Source organism: Hydrogenophaga sp. L76, assembly GCF_057654755.1.
Genome location: NZ_CM172807.1, coordinates 3,600,975 through 3,620,290, shown reverse-complemented (window position 1 = coordinate 3,620,290; position 19,316 = coordinate 3,600,975). Strand labels below are relative to the sequence as shown.

18 protein-coding genes are annotated in these 19,316 nt (G+C 67.7%); 12 read left to right on the top strand and 6 right to left on the bottom strand.

The genetic code is table 11. The annotated features are described in order from the left end of the window. Window positions 1-50: 50 nt before the first annotated feature. The 6 genes from AC23D4_RS17690 to AC23D4_RS17665 all read left to right on the top strand — a co-directional run bounded on the left by AC23D4_RS17690 (window position 51) and on the right by AC23D4_RS17665 (window position 7,618). Window positions 51-1,538 carry an AMP nucleosidase gene (locus AC23D4_RS17690; RefSeq protein ID WP_472886882.1) on the top strand — a complete coding sequence of 496 codons (1,488 nt, stop codon included), beginning with the start codon at window positions 51-53 and terminating at the stop codon, window positions 1,536-1,538. 9 nt (window positions 1,539-1,547) lie between these two features. Beyond that, entirely contained in the window at window positions 1,548-2,666 is a 1,119-nt protein-coding gene (locus AC23D4_RS17685; protein WP_472886881.1) for a mechanosensitive ion channel family protein, read from the top strand. Between the two features lie 180 nt (window positions 2,667-2,846). Continuing rightward, entirely contained in the window at window positions 2,847-4,307 is a 1,461-nt protein-coding gene (locus AC23D4_RS17680) for an efflux transporter outer membrane subunit (protein ID WP_472886880.1), read from the top strand. A gap of 26 nt (window positions 4,308-4,333) precedes the next feature. Continuing rightward, window positions 4,334-5,635, top strand: coding sequence for an efflux RND transporter periplasmic adaptor subunit (locus AC23D4_RS17675; protein ID WP_472886879.1), 1,302 nt, complete (start codon window positions 4,334-4,336; stop codon window positions 5,633-5,635). After that, window positions 5,632-6,420 (top strand): ABC transporter ATP-binding protein, encoded by a 789-nt coding sequence (locus AC23D4_RS17670; protein ID WP_472886878.1) that lies wholly within the window; start codon window positions 5,632-5,634, stop codon window positions 6,418-6,420. Before AC23D4_RS17675 ends, AC23D4_RS17670 begins: the two co-directional genes overlap by 4 nt. Then, window positions 6,410-7,618 (top strand): ABC transporter permease, encoded by a 1,209-nt coding sequence (locus tag AC23D4_RS17665; protein ID WP_472886877.1) that lies wholly within the window; start codon window positions 6,410-6,412, stop codon window positions 7,616-7,618. The genes AC23D4_RS17670 and AC23D4_RS17665 overlap by 11 nt, the downstream gene beginning before the upstream one ends. 316 nt (window positions 7,619-7,934) lie before the next feature. Here AC23D4_RS17665 and purT read toward each other — a convergent pair whose 3' ends face one another. Both purT and asd read right to left on the bottom strand, forming a co-directional pair. Continuing rightward, window positions 7,935-9,161 (bottom strand): formate-dependent phosphoribosylglycinamide formyltransferase, encoded by a 1,227-nt coding sequence (purT, locus tag AC23D4_RS17660; protein WP_472886876.1) that lies wholly within the window; start codon window positions 9,159-9,161, stop codon window positions 7,935-7,937. Next, entirely contained in the window at window positions 9,158-10,183 is a 1,026-nt protein-coding gene (gene asd / locus AC23D4_RS17655) for an archaetidylserine decarboxylase (RefSeq protein WP_472886875.1), read from the bottom strand. The genes purT and asd overlap by 4 nt, the downstream gene beginning before the upstream one ends. Between asd and AC23D4_RS17650 the strand changes: the two genes are divergently transcribed. After that, window positions 10,182-11,117: an ATP-binding cassette domain-containing protein gene (locus tag AC23D4_RS17650; protein WP_472886874.1), complete on the top strand. Its 936-nt coding sequence runs from the start codon at window positions 10,182-10,184 to the stop codon at window positions 11,115-11,117. The two genes, asd and AC23D4_RS17650, sit on opposite strands and share 2 nt — an antisense overlap. A 52-nt stretch (window positions 11,118-11,169) precedes the next feature. Further along, a complete protein-coding gene (locus tag AC23D4_RS17645) occupies window positions 11,170-12,000 on the top strand; it encodes an ABC transporter permease (RefSeq protein WP_472886873.1) in 831 nt (276 codons plus the stop codon). Between the two features lie 45 nt (window positions 12,001-12,045). On the opposite strand, the gene AC23D4_RS17640 is transcribed toward AC23D4_RS17645, so the two are convergent. Beyond that, a complete protein-coding gene (locus tag AC23D4_RS17640) occupies window positions 12,046-13,173 on the bottom strand; it encodes a YbdK family carboxylate-amine ligase (RefSeq protein WP_305362572.1) in 1,128 nt (375 codons plus the stop codon). Window positions 13,174-13,176: 3 nt separating this feature from the next. Further along, entirely contained in the window at window positions 13,177-14,367 is a 1,191-nt protein-coding gene (locus AC23D4_RS17635) for a cation:proton antiporter (RefSeq protein WP_472886872.1), read from the bottom strand. Between the two features lie 208 nt (window positions 14,368-14,575). Between AC23D4_RS17635 and AC23D4_RS17630 the strand changes: the two genes are divergently transcribed. Then, entirely contained in the window at window positions 14,576-15,178 is a 603-nt protein-coding gene (locus AC23D4_RS17630; RefSeq protein WP_472886871.1) for a DUF2059 domain-containing protein, read from the top strand. A gap of 35 nt (window positions 15,179-15,213) precedes the next feature. Here AC23D4_RS17630 and AC23D4_RS17625 read toward each other — a convergent pair whose 3' ends face one another. Then, complete coding sequence (locus AC23D4_RS17625; RefSeq protein WP_472886870.1) at window positions 15,214-16,107, bottom strand: class I SAM-dependent methyltransferase; 894 nt, start codon at window positions 16,105-16,107, stop codon at window positions 15,214-15,216. 40 nt (window positions 16,108-16,147) lie between these two features. Between AC23D4_RS17625 and AC23D4_RS17620 the strand changes: the two genes are divergently transcribed. The 3 genes from AC23D4_RS17620 to AC23D4_RS17610 all read left to right on the top strand — a co-directional run bounded on the left by AC23D4_RS17620 (window position 16,148) and on the right by AC23D4_RS17610 (window position 18,298). Then, the gene (locus AC23D4_RS17620; RefSeq protein WP_472886869.1) at window positions 16,148-17,179 is read left to right on the top strand and encodes a serine/threonine protein kinase; all 1,032 of its coding nucleotides are present in this window, start codon (window positions 16,148-16,150) and stop codon (window positions 17,177-17,179) included. 183 nt (window positions 17,180-17,362) lie between these two features. Continuing rightward, a complete protein-coding gene (locus AC23D4_RS17615) occupies window positions 17,363-17,818 on the top strand; it encodes a MarR family winged helix-turn-helix transcriptional regulator (protein ID WP_472886868.1) in 456 nt (151 codons plus the stop codon). A 51-nt stretch (window positions 17,819-17,869) separates the two neighbouring features. Beyond that, on the top strand, window positions 17,870-18,298 hold the full coding sequence (locus tag AC23D4_RS17610) for an organic hydroperoxide resistance protein (RefSeq protein ID WP_472886867.1): 429 nt from the start codon (window positions 17,870-17,872) through the stop codon (window positions 18,296-18,298). A gap of 52 nt (window positions 18,299-18,350) precedes the next feature. Here AC23D4_RS17610 and AC23D4_RS17605 read toward each other — a convergent pair whose 3' ends face one another. Next, window positions 18,351-19,313 carry a response regulator gene (locus AC23D4_RS17605; protein ID WP_472886866.1) on the bottom strand — a complete coding sequence of 321 codons (963 nt, stop codon included), beginning with the start codon at window positions 19,311-19,313 and terminating at the stop codon, window positions 18,351-18,353. Between the last annotated feature and the right edge of the window lie 3 nt (window positions 19,314-19,316).

The window sequence follows — 19,316 nt, the reverse complement described above, 5'->3', positions numbered from 1 at the left end:
GGGTTTCCGGGTGGGGGCAAGGTGTCACGGGGCGGCGCCACAATAGCGGCATGTACAAGACACCCGACTTTACCGCCCCCGTTTTCTACCGCAACCCGGCCGCTGCGCTGGCTCAAGTCCAGCGCATCTACCAGCAGAACATTCACTTCCTGCGCGCGGCCATGCGCGACTTCGTGGCCGGTGCCGACGCCAAAGGCAGCCGCGTGCGCGCCTGCTACCCCTTCGTGCGCCTGCACACCCACAGCGTGTCGCACCAGGGAACGGGCCGCCTGAGTTACGGCTTCGTGGCCGGTCCCGGCCGGTTCGAGACCACGATCACGCGACCCGACCTCTACGCCGACTACCTGCTGGACCAGTTCAGCCTGCTGCTGATCAACCACGGCGGCGAACTGGAGGTGGGCACCAGCACGCACCCCATCCCCATCCACTTCTCGTTCGCCGAACACGACCACGTCGAAGGCAGCCTGAGCGCCGAGCGCCGCGCCCTCATGCGCGACGTGTTCGACCTGCCCGATCTGGCGGCCATGGACGACGGCATCGCCAACGGCACGCACGAGCCGCGCCCGGGCGAGCCGCACCCGCTGTCGCTGTTCACCGCGCCGCGCGTGGACTATTCGCTGCAGCGCCTGCGCCACTACACGGGCACGGCGCCGGAGTGGTTCCAGAACTTCGTGCTGTTCACCAACTACCAGTTCTACATCGACGAATTCATCCGCCTGGGCCACGCCGAGATGGCCAACCCCGCCAGCGAATACATGGCCTTCGTGGAGCCGGGCAACGTGGTGATGCGCCGCGCCGGCCTGCCGGCCGAAGCCAGCGACGAACTGGGTGCGGCCCCGCCGCGCCTGCCTCAGATGCCGGGCTACCACCTCATGCGCGCCGACCGCAGCGGCATCACCATGGTCAACATCGGCGTCGGCCCGGCCAACGCCAAGACCATCACCGACCACATCGCCGTGCTGCGCCCGCACGCCTGGCTCATGATCGGCCACTGCGCCGGCCTGCGCAGCTCCCAGCAGCTGGGCGACTACGTGCTGGCCCACGCCTACGTGCGCGAAGACCACGTGCTCGACGAAGAACTGCCGCTGTGGGTGCCGATCCCTGCGCTGGCCGAGATCCAGCTCGCGCTCGAAGCCGCCGTGGCCGACGTCACCGGCGTGCCGCCGGCCGAGGTCAAGCGCATCATGCGCACAGGCACCGTGGCCAGCACCGACAACCGCAACTGGGAGCTGCTGCCCGACAACAAGCCCCAGCGCCGCTTTTCGCAATCGCGCGCGGTGGCGCTCGACATGGAAAGCGCCACCATCGCCGCCAACGGCTTCCGCTTCCGCGTGCCCTACGGCACCCTGCTCTGCGTGAGCGACAAGCCGCTGCACGGCGAGATCAAGCTGCCCGGCATGGCCAACCACTTCTACCGCGAACGCGTGGACCAGCACCTGCGCATCGGCATCCGCGCCATCGACCGCCTGCGCGCAGGCGGACCGGACCAGTTGCACAGCCGCAAGCTGCGCAGCTTTGCCGAAGTCGCGTTCCAGTGACCCGCGCCCATGAACCGACTCACCGACAGTCTTCAACAATTCACGGGCGCTGAACTCTGGCTGGCATCCGTGCTGGCGATCGTCCTGCTCACCCTGCTGGTCGGGCAGGCCGTGCGCACGGCGTTCCTGCAGGCCCATCGCTGGGCCCTGCGCTCGGCCAACCCCTGGGACGAGGCCGTGCTGAGCGCGGCACGCAAGCCCGCGCAGTTGCTGATCTGGCTGATCGGGCTGGGCTGGGTGGCGCGTGCGCTGAATGCGCATTGGCCCGAGCCCGCCCTGCTGACAGGCGCACTGCAATGGCGCGACGTCGGCCTCGTGGTCAGCGTGACCTGGTTCCTGTGGAAACTCATCGGGCTCGTGACCCAGACCAGCATCCGGCGCCGCACCGAGAGCGGCGAGGCCTTCGACCTCACCACCGCGCTCGCCCTGAACAAGCTGCTGCGCCTGCTGGTGGTCGTGGTCACCGCCATCACCGTGGCACACACCCTGGGCTTCCAGATCGGGGGCCTGCTCGCGCTCGGTGGCGTCGGCGGCATCGCGGTCGGCCTGGCCGCGAAGGACCTGCTGGCCAACTTCTTTGGCGGCCTCACCATCTACCTCGACCGCCCGTTCAGCGTCGGCGACTGGATCCGATCGCCCGACAAGAGCATCGAAGGCACGGTGGAATACATCAGCTGGCGCCACACCCGCATCCGCGCCTTCAACAAAAATCCGATCTACGTGCCCAACTCGGTGTTCACCAGCATCGTGGTCGAAAACCCCTCGCGCATGAGCCACCGGCGCCTGAAAGAAACCCTGGGCCTGCGCTACGACGACTTCGCCCAGGTGGAAGCCGTGGTCGCCGACATCAAGGCCCTGCTGCAGAACCACCCCGGCATCGACAACAGCCAGACACTGATCGTGAACTTCACCCGCTTTGGCGCCAGTTCGCTCGACATCATGGTCTACGCCTTCACGCTCACCCGCGCCTGGGTGGACTTCCAGGTGCTCAAGCAGGAGCTGCTGCTTGACATCGGCCGCATCGTGGCGCGCCATGGTGCCGCCATCGCCTTCCCCACGCAGACGCTGCATGTGGCGACAAGGCCCGATCCGGCGCCAACCGACGCACCGGAACCCGGCTCGGCCTGACCAGCCCGCGCCGGCCCGACCCGTTGACGCCGGGGAACGCACACCTCAATGCACCGCTGACGGCCGGATACCACCAAAGTACAAATCGGCTTTACCTGAACTTCACCGTCCGGTCACAGTCGGTCATGTTCGCTTGCGCACAATGGGGCAACGGCGTACCCGGTATGCTGAACGAACACCATGAACCTGCTCCCCCCCTCCCAAGCCCGACCGGTCCGCCGGCCTGTCACCCTGATCGGCCTGGCCAGCGTCGCCCTGCTGTCGGCCTGCGCCAGCCTGGCACCGGCTGGCGGCGAGCTGCCTTCAACCCCGCTGCCGACGGCCTGGTCCGCAGCTCCTGTCAGCGCAGCCACCTCGCCCACGGTGCTGGCCGCCTGGTGGCAGCGCTTCAACGACCCCACCCTCACCACGCTGGTCACGCAGGCGCTGCAGGCCAACACCAGCGTGAAAAGCGCGCAGGCCGCGCTGCTGCAGGCGCGCGCGCAGCGCGACGTGCAGCAGGCCGGCCTTGGCCCGTCGGTGGGGGTTTCGGGCTCGGCGCAGCGCAGCAAGTCGGGCGACAACGACGCCAGCAACCGCTTCCAGGCCGGCTTTGACGCCAGCTGGGAGCCGGACATTTTTGGCGGCAACCGCAGCACCCTGAACGCCAGCGAGGCCGATGCCCGCGCGTCCGAAACCAGCCTGGCCGATGTGCAGGTGTCGCTGGCAGCCGAAGTCGCCGCCACCTACATCGAACTGCGTGGCCTGCAGACCCGGCTGGCGATCGCGCGCAGCAACCTCGCCGCACAGAGCGAAACGCTGCAGATCACGCGCTGGCGCACCCAGGCGGGTCTCGCCTCGTCGCTCGACCTGGAACAGGCCATTGCGTCCAGCGAGCAGACCGCGGCCCAGATCCCGGCGCTGCAGACCAGCATCGCCCAGGCCCTGAGCGGCGTGGCGGTGCTGACCGGCCAGGCACCCGGCACGCTGCCCGCCGCGCTGCAGGGCGCACTGAACACCGCCGCACCGATCCCGCAGGGCGCGGGCGATCTGGCGCTGGCCTTTCCGGCCGAGACGCTGCGCCAGCGCCCCGACGTGCGGACCGCCGAACACCGCATCAGCGCCGCGCTCTCCCGCGTGGCCGCGGCCGATGCAGCCCGCTACCCGAGCTTTCGCCTCAGCGGCTCGCTGGGCCTCTCCGCGCTGACGCTGGGAACGCTGACCAACGGCGCGTCGGTCGCCAGTTCGCTGCTGGCCAGCGTGTCGGCGCCGCTGTTCGACGGCGGCGCGGCCAGAGCCCAGGTGCGCGCGCAGGAAGCCGCGCTGGAGCAGGCGCGCGTGGCCTACCAGGGCAGCGTGATCAGCGCCGTCAAGGACGTGGAAGACGCGCTGGTGGCGCTGCAGGGCGACCGCGAGCGCCTGGTGCGCCTGCAGGCGGCCAGCGCCGCTGCGGCCAACGCCGAGTTGCTGGCACGCCAGCGCTACGAAAGCGGCCTGGTCGATTTCCGCACCGTGCTCGACACCCAGCGAACCCTGCTCTCGACCCAGGACAGCGTGGCCAGCACCCAGGCCACGTTGAGCGCCGACCATGTGCGCCTGTACAAGGCCCTCGGCGGCGGCTGGACGCCCGATGCGCCACCGGTTGAAGCCACCCCCCGCTGAACCCAGAACACCGAAACCGAATCGCCATGAGCTCCAAAAAAGACGCCCCCCCCGCCGACCTGCAAAACCTGCTGGGCAACGACCACCCGCCGCACTGGTGGCAACGCAGCGCGCTGTGGATCAGCACTGCCGTGCTCGTCGCCGTGGTCGGAGGCATCATCTACTGGCAATCGCAGCAGCAGAGCAAGGCCGCGCCGGTCTACGTGACCGAGCCGCTGAAAAAGGGCGACGTCACGCTCACCGTGTCCGCCAACGGCACGCTGCAGCCCACGCGCTCGGTCAACATCGGCAGCGAACTCTCGGGCACCGTCAAGCGGGTGCTGGTGGACGTGAACGACCGCATCAAGGCCGGCCAGGTGCTGGTGGAGCTGGACACCGCCAAGCTGGTGGACCAGGTGACGCAGTCGCGCGCCGGTCTGGCCGCGGCCCAGGCGCAGCTGGCGCAGGCGGTCGCCACGACCAAGGAAGTGCGTGCCACGCTGGCGCGATTTGAAGAAGTGGCGCGCCTCTCGGGCGGCAAGGTGCCCTCGGCCACGGAGCTGGACAGCGCGAAGGCGGCCGTGGAGCGCGCCGTCGGCAGCGAGGCTGCCGCGCGCGCTTCGGTCACCGAATCGCGCGCCGGCCTTGCCACCACCGAAACCAACCTGTCCAAGGCCTCGATCCGCTCGCCCATCAACGGCGTGGTGCTCAGCCGCACGGTGGACCCGGGCAACGCCGTGGCCGCCTCGCTGCAGGCGGTGACGCTGTTCTCCGTGGCCGAAGACCTCGCGCAGCTCAAGCTCGATGTCGCGGTGGACGAGGCCGACGTGGGTGCCGTCAAGGTGGACCAGAAGGCCACCTTCACCGTGAGCGCCTTCCCGGCGCGCCGTTACCCGGCCACCATCAACCGCGTGGCCTTTGGCTCCACCAAGACCGACAACGTGGTCACCTACACCACCACACTCAACGTGGACAATGGCGACCTGAGCCTGCGTCCGGGCATGACGGCCGCCGCCACCATCGTCGCCAAGGAGGCCAGGGGCGTGCTGCTGGTCCCCAACACCGCCTTGCGCTTCTCGCCCACCAGCAGCAACGGTGCTGCGGCGGCCAACACCAGCATCCTGTCGAAAATGATGCCGCGCCCATCCCGCAACACCCGGCCCAAAACAGCGGGCACCGACCCGCGCGGCGGCGGCGCGCGCCAGATCTGGGTGCTGCAGGAAAGCCAGCCCGTGGCCATGCAGGTCAAGACCGGCATCAGCGACGGTCGCAACACCGAGGTCAGCGGCGAAGGTCTCTCCGAAGGCATGGCCGTGATCACCGAACAACGCTCAGGGACGGCGCCGTGAGCGAGACCCCTCTGATCCGCCTGCGCGGCATCACCAAAACCTACGGCGAAGGCAACACCGCCTTCCAGGCCTTGAAGGGCGTGGACCTGGACATCCAGCAGGGGGAGTTCGTCGCCATCATGGGTCCCAGCGGATCGGGCAAGTCCACGGCGATGAACACGCTGGGCTGCCTGGACGTGCCCACCACCGGTACCTACGAATTCCAGGGTGTGCAGGTGCAGTCGCTCAGCCGCGATGAGCGCGCGCGCCTGCGGCGGCGCTACCTGGGCTTCGTGTTCCAGGGCTTCAACCTGCTGGCGCGCACCTCGGCGCAAGAAAACGTGGAGCTGCCGCTGATCTACCGCGGCGAGCCCGCCGCCGCGCGCCACGCCGCCGCGGCGCGCGCGCTCGAACAGGTGGGCCTCAAGGGCTGGGAGCACCACACGCCGGGTGAACTCTCGGGCGGGCAGCAGCAGCGCGTGGCGATTGCGCGCGCCATCGTGACCGAGCCGCGGGTGCTGCTGGCCGACGAGCCCACCGGCAACCTCGACACCCACCGCAGCCAGGAAATCATGGAACTGCTCTGGCACCTGAACGCCGAGCAGGGCATCACCGTGCTGATGGTCACGCACGAGCACGACATGGCCGCTTACGCCAAGCGCATCGTGCGTTTCGTCGACGGCGTGGTCGAGAGCGACGAGCGCAACACCCACCCGGTCGCACTGCAGGCGGGTGCGGCGCACGCGACCGTGAGCGACGCGGAAGTCACGGGCATCGCCGGCAAGGGGGCACCCCATGTGGCTTAACACCTTGCTGCTCGCGCTGCGCTCGATCCGCCGCAACCTGCTGCGCTCCTTCCTCACCATCCTCGGCATCGTCATTGGCGTGAGCGCGGTGATCACCATGGTCACGGTGGGCAACGGTGCCACGGCCGCGGTGCAGAACCAGATTTCGGGCCTGGGCACCAACCTGCTGCAGGTGCGCCCCGGACAGCGCATGGGCCCCGGTGGCAGCGGCGCCAGCGCGACCGCCTTCAAGGAGAGCGACGGCGAGGCCATTGCCGCTCAGATCGGCGGCATCGCCGCGGTGGCGCCCGAAGCGCGCACCGGCTCGGTGCTCGTGGCCAACGGCCGCAACTGGAGCAGCAGTGTGATCGGCAGCACCAATCAGTGGCTCACCACCGGCAACTGGAAGCTGGCCGGCGGCCGCGAGTTCAGCAACGACGAACTGCGCGCTGGCGGCGCGGTCTGCCTGATCGGTCAGACGGTGCAACGCGAGCTCTTCGGCAACACCAGCGCGGTGGGTGCACAGCTGCGCGTCAAGGCGATGAGTTGCGAGGTCATCGGCACCCTGGTCTCCAAGGGCCAGGGCGCCTTCGGCAACGACCAGGACGATGTGGTGCTGATGCCGATCAAGACCCTGCAGCGCCGCATCGTCGGCCACACGCGGGTGAACACCCTGCTGGTGTCCATGAGCGAGGGTGCGGACGCCGCCCGCATCACGTCGTCGATCACCCAGCTGCTGCGCGAGCGGCGCAAACTGGCCGAGACCGACGAAGACAACTTCAACATCCTCGACACCAAGCAACTGGCCGAAACGCTGTCGGGCACGACCAAGATCATGACCATGCTGCTCGGCGCGGTGGCCGCGGTGAGCCTGCTGGTGGGCGGCATCGGCATCATGAACATCATGCTGGTGAGCGTGACCGAGCGCACGCGCGAGATCGGCCTGCGCCTGGCCATCGGCGCCCTGGAACGCGAGGTGTTGCTGCAGTTCCTGATCGAGGCCGTGGTGCTGGCCGCGCTGGGCGGACTCATCGGCATCGTGCTGGCCACCGGCGCCTCGCTCGGCCTCTCGGCGCTGATGAGTGTTCCCTACCAGTTCAACCTGAGCGTGAACCTGCTGAGCTTCGTGTTTTCAGCAGCAATCGGTGTGCTGTTCGGCTACTTCCCGGCGCGGCGCGCGGCGCGGCTGAATCCGATCGATGCGCTGAGGCATGAATAGCGGGCCCCCCCTGCGCCGCTGACGCGTCTTCCCCCCTCTCTGGCGCGCCTTTAGCGCTTGGAGGGGGGGGGACGGCACTGGTGGCCCGGCAAAGCCGGTTCCACGGTGCCACTGTCGTGAAAACCCTTCAGGCCAATGCGCGTGTGCCCCGGAGCTGTGAGATTCAGAAGAAGCGCCGTGCGTGAGGTGACTGCTGCTGTGGGCACCCGCGGAACCGGCTTCGCCGGGCCGCAGGGTGCGTCTCCCCTCCAAGCGCCGCGCAGCGGCGCGCCAGAGAGGGGGGAAGCCGCGTCAGCGGCGCAGGGGGGTGTTCCGGTCAAGCCACCCGTGGCTTGACCTTGCTGGCCGCCAGCTTGGCCTGCGTGCGCGCGACTTCCACATCCGCGTCGTGCACCAGCGCCACGCCCATGCGGCGTTTCACAAAACTCTCGGGTTTGCCGAACAGGCGGATCTCGCTGTTCGGCACGCGCATCGCTTCGTCCACCCCGTCGAACACGATGCCGGTGGCTTCCACGCCGCCGTAGATCACGGCGCTGGCGCCCGGGCTCTTGAGCGCGGTGCTCACCGGCAGACCGAGAATGGCCCGGGCGTGCAGCTCAAACTCGTTCTGCCACTGCGTGATCATCGTCACCATGCCGGTGTCGTGCGGGCGCGGGCTCACTTCGCTGAACCAGACCTGGTCCCCCTTCACGAACAGCTCCACGCCAAACAGGCCCAGACCCGAAGGCTGGCCGTCGTGGCCCACGCCGAGGTCGTCTGTCACCGCCTTGGCGATGCGGCGCGACTCGGCCAGCGCGGTGGCCGTCATAGGGTGCGGCTGCCAGCTTTCCACGTAATCGCCGCTCACCTGCACATGGCCGATCGGGTCGCAGAAATGCGTTTGAATCTGACCATCGGCACCGAGCGCGCGCACGGTGAGTTGCGTGATCTCGTAGTCGAAATCGATGAAGCCTTCGACGATGATGCGGCCCGGGCCGACACGCCCGCCGGACATCGCGTAGTCCCACGCGGTCTTCACATCGGCCGGGCCGTCGATCTTGCTCTGGCCCTTGCCCGAACTGCTCATCACCGGTTTGACGATGCAGGGGTAACCGATGCCCGCGTCGATGGCGGCCTGCAGCTCTTCGAGCGAGTCGCAGAACTGGTAGGGGCTGGTCGGCAGGCCCAGCGTTTCGGCCGCGAGGCGGCGGATGCCTTCGCGGTCCATCGTCAGGCGCGCGGCGCGCGCGGTGGGGATCACGCGCACCACGCCGGCCGCTTCGAGTTCCTGCAGCATGGGCGTGGCAATCGCCTCGATCTCGGGCACCACCAGGTGTGGGCGCTCGGCCTCGATCAGCGCCTTCAGCTGCGCCGGGTCGCTCATGTTGATGGTGCGAGCGTGGTGGGCCACCTGCTGGCCCGGTGCGTTGTCGTAGCGATCCACCGCGATGGTCTCAACGCCCAGGCGCTGCAAGGCGATCAGCACCTCTTTGCCCAGCTCGCCGGAGCCGAGCAGCATCACTTTGGTGGCGGAGGGAGACAGGGGGGTGCCGAGGGTGGTCATGGGGTGTCCTGGGAGGTGATCAGGGCTTGCGGGCAGGTGTCGGGTTCGCTCACCACGGCGTGGCCCATGGCTTCGCCCATGCGCACGCCCTGCCCCGCCAGCCACTGCTGATTGAAGTGAATGGTGTCTTTCGGCCAGAGCAGCACCACGGTGGAGCCGAGCAGGAAACAGCCCATTTCTTCACCGCGGTTGAGCAGAAAAGCCTTGTCGTCGTAGCGCCACTCGCGCACCTGCCCCGGGCGCGGCGGGTTCACCACGCCGTGCCACACGGTGGCCATGCTGCCGACGATGGTGGCGCCCACCAGCACCTGCACGAACGGGCGCATCTCGCCGCTGTCGCCATGGGGCACGTCGAACACGCAGACCACGCGCTCGTTGCGCGCGAACAGACCGGGCACCCCGCGCGCCGTGGTCGGGTTGACCGAAAACAGGTCACCGGGCACGTGGATCATGCGACGCAGGCGGGCGGCGCTGGGCATGTGGATGCGGTGGTAATCCTTGGGGCTGAGGTAGATGGTGGCGAAGGCACCGTCATCGAACTGCGCGGCCAGTTCGGCGTCCCCGCCCACCAGGGCCTGCGTGCTGTAACTGTGGCCCTTGGCCTGGAAGATCTGGTCTTTTTCGATGGCGCCGAACTGGCTGATGGCACCGTCCACCGGGCAGACAAAGGCCGCGCGCGCGAGTGGCCGCGCGCCGGGCTTGAGCGCCCGGGTGAAAAATTCGTTGAAGGTGGCGTAACCGCGTGGGTCCGGGTCCGCCGCCTCGGCCATGTTGACCCCGTAACGCCGGATGAACCAGGGAATCACGTTGCGCGTCCACCAGGTCGCGCGCGACCCTGCGCACCAGCCAGCGAACACGGTCAGTGCCCGTTTGGGCAGCAGGTATTGAAGAACGACAGCAGGGGATAAAGACACGGCAGGTCGCGGGAAAAGACCGATCGGTCCGGTGCCGGTATTGTAGGCGGCGCCCCTGGCGTCCACGCCGCGCGACGGGCCGGCCGCCCGGGCACAATTCACGTCCATGAGTGCCAACCTCTTCGAATGCCAGCACCTGACCAAGCGCTACGGCGGCAACACCGTGGTGGACGACCTGTCGTTCACCATCGCGCCGGGCGAGTGCCTGGGTGTGATCGGCCCCAACGGCGCGGGCAAGACCACCACCATCCGCATGTGCCTGGGCCTGACCGCGCCCGACGCCGGCCGCATCACCGCCTTCGGCCTGGACATGCCGCGCGACGCGCTGGCCATCAAGGCGCAGCTGGGTGTGGTGAGCCAGATCGACACGCTGGACCCGGACTTTTCCTGCGCTGAAAACCTGCTGGTGTACGGCCGCTACTTCGGCATGGGCGCCGCGCAGATCCGCCCCCGCATCCCGCAGCTGCTGGACTTCGCCGCGCTCTCGCACAAGGCCGAAGCCAAGCCGGGTGAACTCTCGGGCGGCATGAAGCGGCGCCTGTCGCTGGCGCGCGCGCTGGTGAACGACCCGCAGTTGCTGATGCTCGACGAACCCACCACCGGGCTGGACCCGCAGGCGCGCCACCTGATGTGGGAACGCCTGCAGCAACTGCTGCAGCAGGGCAAGAGCATTTTGCTCACCACGCACTTCATGGACGAGGCCGAGCGCCTGTGCTCGCGCCTGCTGGTGCTGGACCACGGTCGCAAGATCGCCGAGGGCCGCCCGCGCGAGCTGATCGCGCAGCACCTGGAGCCCGACGTTGTGGAGGTGTACGGCAACGGCGCGCTCGCGCTGGCCCAGGCCGAAGAGCACGCCACCTTGCGGGCACTGGCGGCGCGCGTGGAGGTGAGCGGTGAGACGGTGTTTTTCTACACCGCGCAGGCCCTGCCGCTGCTGGCCGCGCTGGGTGCACACCACCAGCTGCGCACGCTGCACCGGCCGGCGAATCTGGAGGATCTCTTTTTGAAGCTCACCGGGCGCCAGATCAGAGAAGACGGTTAGCAGCCATGGCTTCGACAAGCTCAGCCCGAACGGAACCGTTGGCGCATCCACCATGAACACCCTGCCCCAGCCCCACAGCCCTTCTCACTGGTCCACCCCCCGGCTTTCGAGCCGCTGGTGGCCGGTGTTCCTGCGCAACCTGCTGGTCTGGAAGAAGCTCGCCATTCCGAGTCTGGTGGGCAACATCGCCGAGCCGCTGATGTGGCTGGTGGCCTTTGGCTACGGCATGGGTGCGCTGGTGGGCCAGGTGACCATCGCCACGCCGCAAGGCAACGTGGCCGTGCCCTACATCCTGTTCCTCGCCAGCGGCAGCATCTGCATGAGCGCCATGAACGCGGCCAGCTTCGAAGCGCTGTATTCGGCGTTCTCCCGCATGCACGTGCAGAAGACCTGGGACGGCATCATGAACGCGCCGGTGAGCCTGGACGACGTGGTGCTGGCCGAGATGTTGTGGGCCGGTTTCAAGGCGCTGTTTTCGGTCACGGCCATCATGACCGTGATGCTCGCGCTGGGCATCAGCCATTCGCCAAAACTGTTGCTGGCCTGGCCGGTGCTGCTGGGCGTGGGCATCACGTTTTCGTGCATCGCCCTGGTGTTCAACGCCCTGGCCCAGGGCTACGACTTCTTCACCTACTACTTCACGCTGTTCCTGACCCCGATGATGTTCCTCTCCGGGGTGTTTTTTCCGCGGGAACAACTGCCCGGGGTGGTGCGCGCCATTTCCGACTGGCTGCCACTGACCAACGCGGTGGAGCTGGTGCGCCCCCTGTTCATGGACCAGTGGCCCGAAAACGTCTGGCTGCATGCCGCCGTGCTGCTGGTCTACACCGTGGCCGCCTTCTGGCTGGCCCTGGCACTCACAAGAAAGCGCTTCTCAAGATAGCCCGGCGAGCTTCCCGGCAACCTTCGCTGCCATGGTCCATGATGCTCAGCCCGGACCGCGCCGCAAGGCGTCCACACTCGCCCTCACCACACTCTGCACGCTGCCGCTCTCGGCGTACCGCTTGCGCAGGAAGCTGGCGTGGTTGCCATCGCGCGCCGCCGTGCGTTCGATCTCGTCGAGCGCTGCCTGGGAGTTCAGCGCCTCGGCGTGCGGCCCCAGGTGGCGCAGCGTGGCCAGGATGTCCTCGCGGATGCTGATCTGCTCGCGCGTCTTGGGGTTGACCATCATGCCGTCGAGCCCGAAACGGCAGGCCTGGAAGCGGTTGTAGGTGTAGACGAGGTAGTCGTCTTCTTCCGGTGGCACCTCGGTGCGTTCCAGCAGGTGGCGGCACAGCGCCTGCAGGTAGCAGGCCAGGCCGGCAGCGCGTTCCACCGTGAGCGGTGTGTCGCACACCCGCAGCTCGATCGTGCCGTATTCGGGCTTGGGCCGGATGTCCCAGTAGAAATCCTTCATGGACTTGACCACGCCGGTGCTCTCCATCTTGGTGAAGTACACATTGGCGAACTCGTCCCAGCTCAGCGTGAACGGCGCGCGGCCACTCAGGGGAAAAGCGAACACCGAGTTCAGGCGGGCCGAATCGAACAGCGTGTCCACACCCTGGAAGAACGGCGACGAGGCCGACAGCGCGATGAAATGCGGCACGTAGCGGTTGAGCGAATGCAGCAGGAACAGCGCTTCGTCGGGCGACGCGCAGCCGATGTGCACGTGCTGGCCAAACACCGTGAACTGCTTGGCCAGGTAGCCGTACAGGCCCGAGAGCTGCTGGAAGCGCGGCTTGGAAAAAATGCGCTGTTCGAACCAGCGCTGAAACGGGTGTGTGCCGCCGCCGGCGATCTCGATGTTGAGGCGGTCGCCCGCGTGCACCAGCGTGTCACGGATCTCTCGCAACTGCGCCAGCAACGGGCCGTGCTCGGTCTGGATATCGGTCGCGATCTCGATCATGCTCTGCGTCATCTCGGGCGTGACGACACCCGGGAAGGGCTTGCGCCGCAGCAGTTCCAGCAGGTCGTTGGCACTGCTGGAGAGGTCCATGTCGTAGGTGTTGACGAGCTGCAGCTCCAGCTCCACGCCCATGGTCAGCGACTGCGAGGATTTGAAGGTTTCCAGTGGCATCGTTCAGCCCTCTTTCGTGACGTGGGTTTCGTGTGCGGCCATCAGGCTGCGTTGTGTGACCACCGGCCCCAGCAGTTCCTGGACCAGCATCATGCCGGCCATGACCGCGAGCACCTGCTGGGCCGGGTCGAAGCCGTAAAGCCGGCTTTGCTCCAGCAGCAGGATGGCAAAAGCCGACATGGGCGTGAGCGCCAGCCCGGTGAGCAGCCCCTTGCGCTCGGTGATGCCCGACAGCCGGGCCGCCGCCAGGCTGCAGCCGACCTTGGAGGCGGTGCGCACCACGATGAGCACCAGACCCAGCAGCATGCCGCCCCAGACATCGGTCCAGTCCAGCAGCGCGGCGATGTAGACGAAGAGAAACACCGTGAGCAGATCGCCCGCGGTGCCGAAGCCGCGCTGCGCGTTGGTCAGGTGCACGCGGCGCTCGCGCGCGACGATGCCGAAGGTGAGCGCGGCGAGCAAGGGCGACAGCTTGAGGCCATACGACATGGTGGTGAGCAGCACCACCGCGAGCGCGAAAACCAGCGTCACGTCGCGCTCCTGGATGCGCTGCGATCGCAGCAGCCAGGGGCCGACCACGCCCAGCAGCGCTCCCACCGCCACCGACGTGCCCAGCACGTGGATGCTGCCGAACGCCGCCATCACCAGGTCGCCCGAGGTGCTCAGGTGCCAGTAGCCCACCACCAGCTTGAGCAACAGCACCGACACCAGGCAGTTGATGGCGCACAGGTGCATCACGCGCTCGGTCACCTGACCCGCGCTGCGCAGCTCGTTGGCCACGCGCACGATGCCCGCGGGCGAAGCTGAAATGGACAGGGCGGCGATGATGAGCCGGGTATCGGTGGGCAGGTTGAACCAGGCCATGGCCAGGTAGACCGCCAGGAAGGTGACCACCGACTCCATCAGGCCCAGCGCCAGCACCCAGGGGTTGTGGCGGAACCAGCGCAGGTTGATCCGATAGCCGAGCTCGAACAAGATCAGCGAGAGGGCCACGTTGGCCAGAAACGGCAACCCCGGCACAGCATTGGTGAGACCCGGCAGATCGAACAGGCTGGCCACCAGGCCCACGGCCACGTAACTGCTCACGCGCGGCACGCCGGCGGCCTCGTGCAGGCGCTCACCCGCGAACCAGGCCAGCAGCAGCACCAGCGGCCAGGCCATGGACTGGAGCAGGAAATCGATATCGGAAAACATGGGCAGTCACTCCAGAAAGGGAGCCCGGATGGTAAAGCCCTCGTAAACGCTTGAACACCCGGGTCACCCTCATCCGGCGCATTCCACGGTTTTCCGGAGCGGCCTGGCGCGCAACGGGGGTTCGAGGCCGGGCTTCACCGGTTCACAAATGCCACATTCTGGTTACAAGCGCTTCCAGCGCGCTGCCGCTTTGTGGGTAACATGCCGCATGATCCAAAAATCGCTGAACACCACCGCCCTGTCACTCGCACTGCTGCTCACCACGACCGCTGCATTCGCTCAGGCACCTGCACCTTCCACCCCGGCCAAAAAGGAGCTGGTGACCCGCCTGCTCAAGTTGCAGCAGCCGGGCATTGAAGCCATGTCCCGCGCCATGGTCGAACAGCCCGCGGCCCAGATGCTGGACCGCGCCGCTGCTGCGCTGCCTGCGCGCATTGCGCCGGACAAACAGGAAGCGGTCGCCAAAGAGATCGAGGCCGACACGAAAAAGTACCTCGATGAAGCCGTGCCGCTGGTGCGTGGCCGGGCCCTTCAACTCGCGCCGAGCACCGTCGGCACCGTGATCGAACAGAAGTTCTCCGAAGACGAATTGCGCAAGATCGTCACCCTGCTCGAATCGCCTGAGTACGCCAAATACCTGCAGCTCAGCGGTGAAATGCAGCAGGCGCTGCAGGTCAAGCTCGTGGCCGACACGCGCGGCAACATCGAGACCAAGTTGCGCACCCTGGAGCAGTCCATCGGCGCGCGCCTGGGCCTGAACGCAACGGCCAACGGCAACAAACCTGCAGCGGCCAAGCCTGCCGGCAAATAACCGCCTCACACGCCAAACGCCCGGGGAAAAGCCGTTCAGGCGGGGGTTTGCTCCGCCACGCCGAAGCGCGAACGCAGCGCCTGAAGCCCCAGTTCGTCGAGCACCTGCTGCAGCCGCTCGCCCGCCCGCTCGCGCTGGGTGCGGTGGCCGGGCCCTGTCTTGCTCGCCAGGATCAGCTCGTTCTTCATCGAGTGCTCCCAGCCCACCAGCTCGGTCACGGTCACGCTGTAGCCGTGGGCTTCGAGCTGCAGGCAGCGCAGCACGTTGGTGATCTGGCTGCCGAACTCGCGCGTGTGCAGCGGGTGGCGCCAGAGTTCGGCCAGCGGCGTGCGCGACAGGTTCAGCGCCTTGCTGCTGCGCATCACACTCGCCACCTCGGCCTGGCAACACGGCACCAGCACCATGTGGCGCGCCTGCTTGGCCAGGCCGAAGGCAATCGCATCGTCGGTGGCGGTGTCACAGGCGTGCAGCGCGGTCACCACGTCGAAGCTCGGCGGCAGGCCCGGGTCCGTCAGCGCCTGCTGCACCGTGGTGGCCAGGAAGCGCATGCGCTCAAAGCCCAGCCGGGCGGCCAGCGCGGTTGATTTCTCCACCAGTTCCGCACGCGACTCCACGCCATACACCCAGCCCACCGGCTTGGCCTTGAAAAACAGGTCGTAGAGGATGAAACCCAGGTACGACTTGCCCGCGCCGTGGTCGGCCAGGGTCACGTCGCCGCGCTCCTTCAGCACCGAGGCCAACAGCGGCTCGATGAACTGCACCAGGTGGTAGACCTGCTTGAGCTTGCGCCGCGTGTCCTGGTTGAGCTTGCCCTCGCGCGTGAGGATGTGCAGCTCTTTCAGCAGCTCGACGGACTGGCCTTCGCGCAGCTCCGGCAACTGCTCCTGCAGCGTGGGCTGTGCGCGTTGTTTGTGGATGGCTTTCGACATGCTCCGATGATAGGCCAGCCCCCTGCGGCGACAATCGCTCATGACCTCTGCCACACACCCCTACACCGCTCTCACCCCCGACGTGGTGCAGGATGCGCTGGGCACCATCGGCCTGTGGGGCGACGGCCGGCTGGCCGCGCTCAACAGCTTTGAAAACCGGGTCTACCAGATCCACCTCGAATCGCCTTTCGAAGGCCATGGGCAGGTGGTCGCCAAGTTCTACCGGCCCGGTCGCTGGAGCGACGCGCAGATTGCCGAAGAACATGCTTTCGCCGCCGAACTGGTGGCGGCAGAAATCCCGGCCGTGCCGCCACTGGCGGTGAATGGCCAGACGCTGCACCACTTCGGCGGCTTTGCGTTTGCCGTGAGCCCGCGCCGCGGCGGGCGCAGGCCCGAGCTGGACGACTTCGAGGTGCTGGAGTGGATCGGCCGCTTTCTCGCGCGCATCCACAGCGTGGGCGCGGCGCGGCCTTTTGTTCAGCGCCCGGCGCTGGACGTGGCCGGCTTCGGCCACGAGCCGCGCGACTGGCTGATCGAACACCGCATGGTTGCGCCCGAGGTGCAGACCGCCTGGTCCACCGCGCTGAGCGAAGCACTGGCGCTGATCGAGGCCCACCCGGTGCTGCGCGCGAACAAACCGGCCGATGAAGACGGCATCCGGTGCATCCGCCTGCACGGCGACTGCCACCCCGGCAACATCCTCTGGACGCCCGAGGGCCAGCCCGGCGCCGGCCCGCATTTCGTGGACCTGGACGACGCACGCACCGGCCCGGCCGTGCAGGACCTCTGGATGCTGCTGAGCGGCGACCGGCGCCAGCAGACCCAGCAGCTCGGCGCCCTGGTCGACGGCTACGAGCAGTTCCGCCCCTTCGACCGGCGTGAACTCGCGCTCATCGAGCCCCTGCGCACCCTGCGCCTGATCCACTACAGCGCCTGGATTGCCCGGCGTTGGGAAGACCCGGCTTTTCCGATCAATTTCCCCTGGTTCGGCAGCCGCGACTACTGGCAGGGCCAGGTGGACATGCTGGTGGAGCAGATCGAGGAAATGCAGAACCCGCCGCTGATGGCTTGAGGCAGGCCCACCCCCGCGCCGCGCTTCGCGCGTCACCCCCTCAAGGGGGCGGCACTGGCGGCCCGGCAAGCCGGTTCCGCGGTGCCCTGGGTGGGGCCATCTCGCTCCGGCTTGACCCTTTTTTCAACAATGTTTTTGCCAATTCAATTGCACACAATTTAATTGATCGCTACAGTTAACCCCATGGTCACACGCAACACCCCCACCCTGTCCGAGCAGGCCCTTCTGCTGGACAACCAGCTCTGCTTCGCGCTGTATTCGGCCTCGCTGGCCATGACCAAGCTCTACAAGCCCCTGCTCGACGAGCTGGGCCTGACCTACCCGCAATACCTGGTCCTGCTGGTGCTGTGGGAGCAGGACGGCGTGGCCGTGTCCGAACTCGGCGAACGCCTCACCCTCGACTCCGGCACGCTCACGCCGCTGCTCAAGCGCATGGAAACCGCGGGCCTGGTGACGCGGCTGCGCGATGCGACCGACGAGCGCCGCGTGCTGATCCGCCTCACCGCCGCCGGGCGCGCGCTCAAGGCCCGTGCCCGGCGCATTCCAGGCTGCGTGCTGGCGGCCTCACAGTGCGACGTGGCCGAAGCGCTGGCATTGACCCACCAGGTGCAGGCACTGCGCAACCGGCTCACCGCCTGATCCCCTTTTTCACCCCGCTTCGCTGAAGCAACCACCCTCAAAGGAACCACCATGGCCACCTCCCTCGACAAAGTGATCTACACCGCCCGTGCCCACACCACCGGCGGCCGTGAAGGCGCCTCGCGCACCGACGACGGCCTGCTCGACATCAAGCTCACCCCGCCCAAGGCCATGGGTGGCGCCGGCACGGCGACCAACCCCGAGCAGCTGTTCGCCGCCGGCTATTCGGCCTGCTTCATGGGCGCGCTCAAGCACGTGGCCAGCATGAAGAAGATCACCGTGCCGGCCGATGCGTCGATCGATGCCGAAGTCGACATCGGCCCGATCCCGGCCGGCTTCGGCATCGCCGCCCGCCTGGCGGTGAGCCTGCCCGGCCTGGACCGCGCCGTGGCAGAAGATCTGGTGAACACCGCGCACCAGGTCTGCCCCTACTCCAACGCCACCCGCGGCAACATCGACGTCACGCTCACGGTGGTCTGATCCACCGGCCGGATCGGTCGCACCGGCCCTGGGAGCCCCGGGGTCGGTGAACTCAGCCGGGCGAACGGCCGCCCAGACGCTCCATGGCATCGGCCAGCCAGTCGGCCGGCAGGGTGGGCGCTTCAGACAGCGTCACGCGCCAGCCGTCCGCCAGCGTCTCCACCTGCGCACGCCCACCCACCCAGAGCAGCCACGCGAGCCCGGCGCACTGTGCGCCCGTCGCGGTTTCTCCCACCGGGGCACTCAGCAGCGCAGTGAAGGCATCGGCTCCGGGCAACCGGACCGCGTCGCCCAGGCGTTCACCGCCCACCGCCAGCGCCAGCGCGTTCAGGACTTGTGTGTCATCGTGGCGGACGCCGAAGGTCTGCAACCATTGACGCACATGCCCGGCCACGCTCGCGCCACGCCGCGCCTCCGCCTGTTGCAGGTCGGCATGGTCCCACTGGTTCCAGTCCACCGCAGGCGCCACCGGGCCGCCGGCCATGGCGGCCTGGGCAAAGCGGTACAGCGAGGCTTCGTGTTCGCCGCCTGCATGAACCGCCGCCCCCAGCACCAGCAACGCGGCCATCCGATGAGCCAGCAACTGGCCTTGTTGCGCCAGCAGCTTGTCGCTCAGCAGCTCGTTGCGCTCGGCGCGCAGATCGGACAGCTCCAGCGCGTTCTTCAGATCGGCGCGCAAACTCTCCAGCTCCCAGGGTTTGCTGATGTAACGGTAGATCTCGCCGGTGTTGATCGCATCGATGGCCTCGCCCAGCTCGGAGTAGGCCGTGGTCATCATGCGCACGACGTTGGGGTGGTACTGGCGTGCATGCCGCAGCAGCTCGGTACCGCGTTCGCCGGGCATGCGCTGGTCGCACACCAGCACGGCGATCTCGTCGCCATGCTCGCGCAGCACGGCCCGGCCTTCTTCCACCGACAGGGCGGTGAGCACCGGGGCCAGCGGACCGACCAGCCGCTCGAAATATTTCAACGCAATGGCCTCGTCGTCTACGTACAGGATTTTTTCGGGTCTCATGAA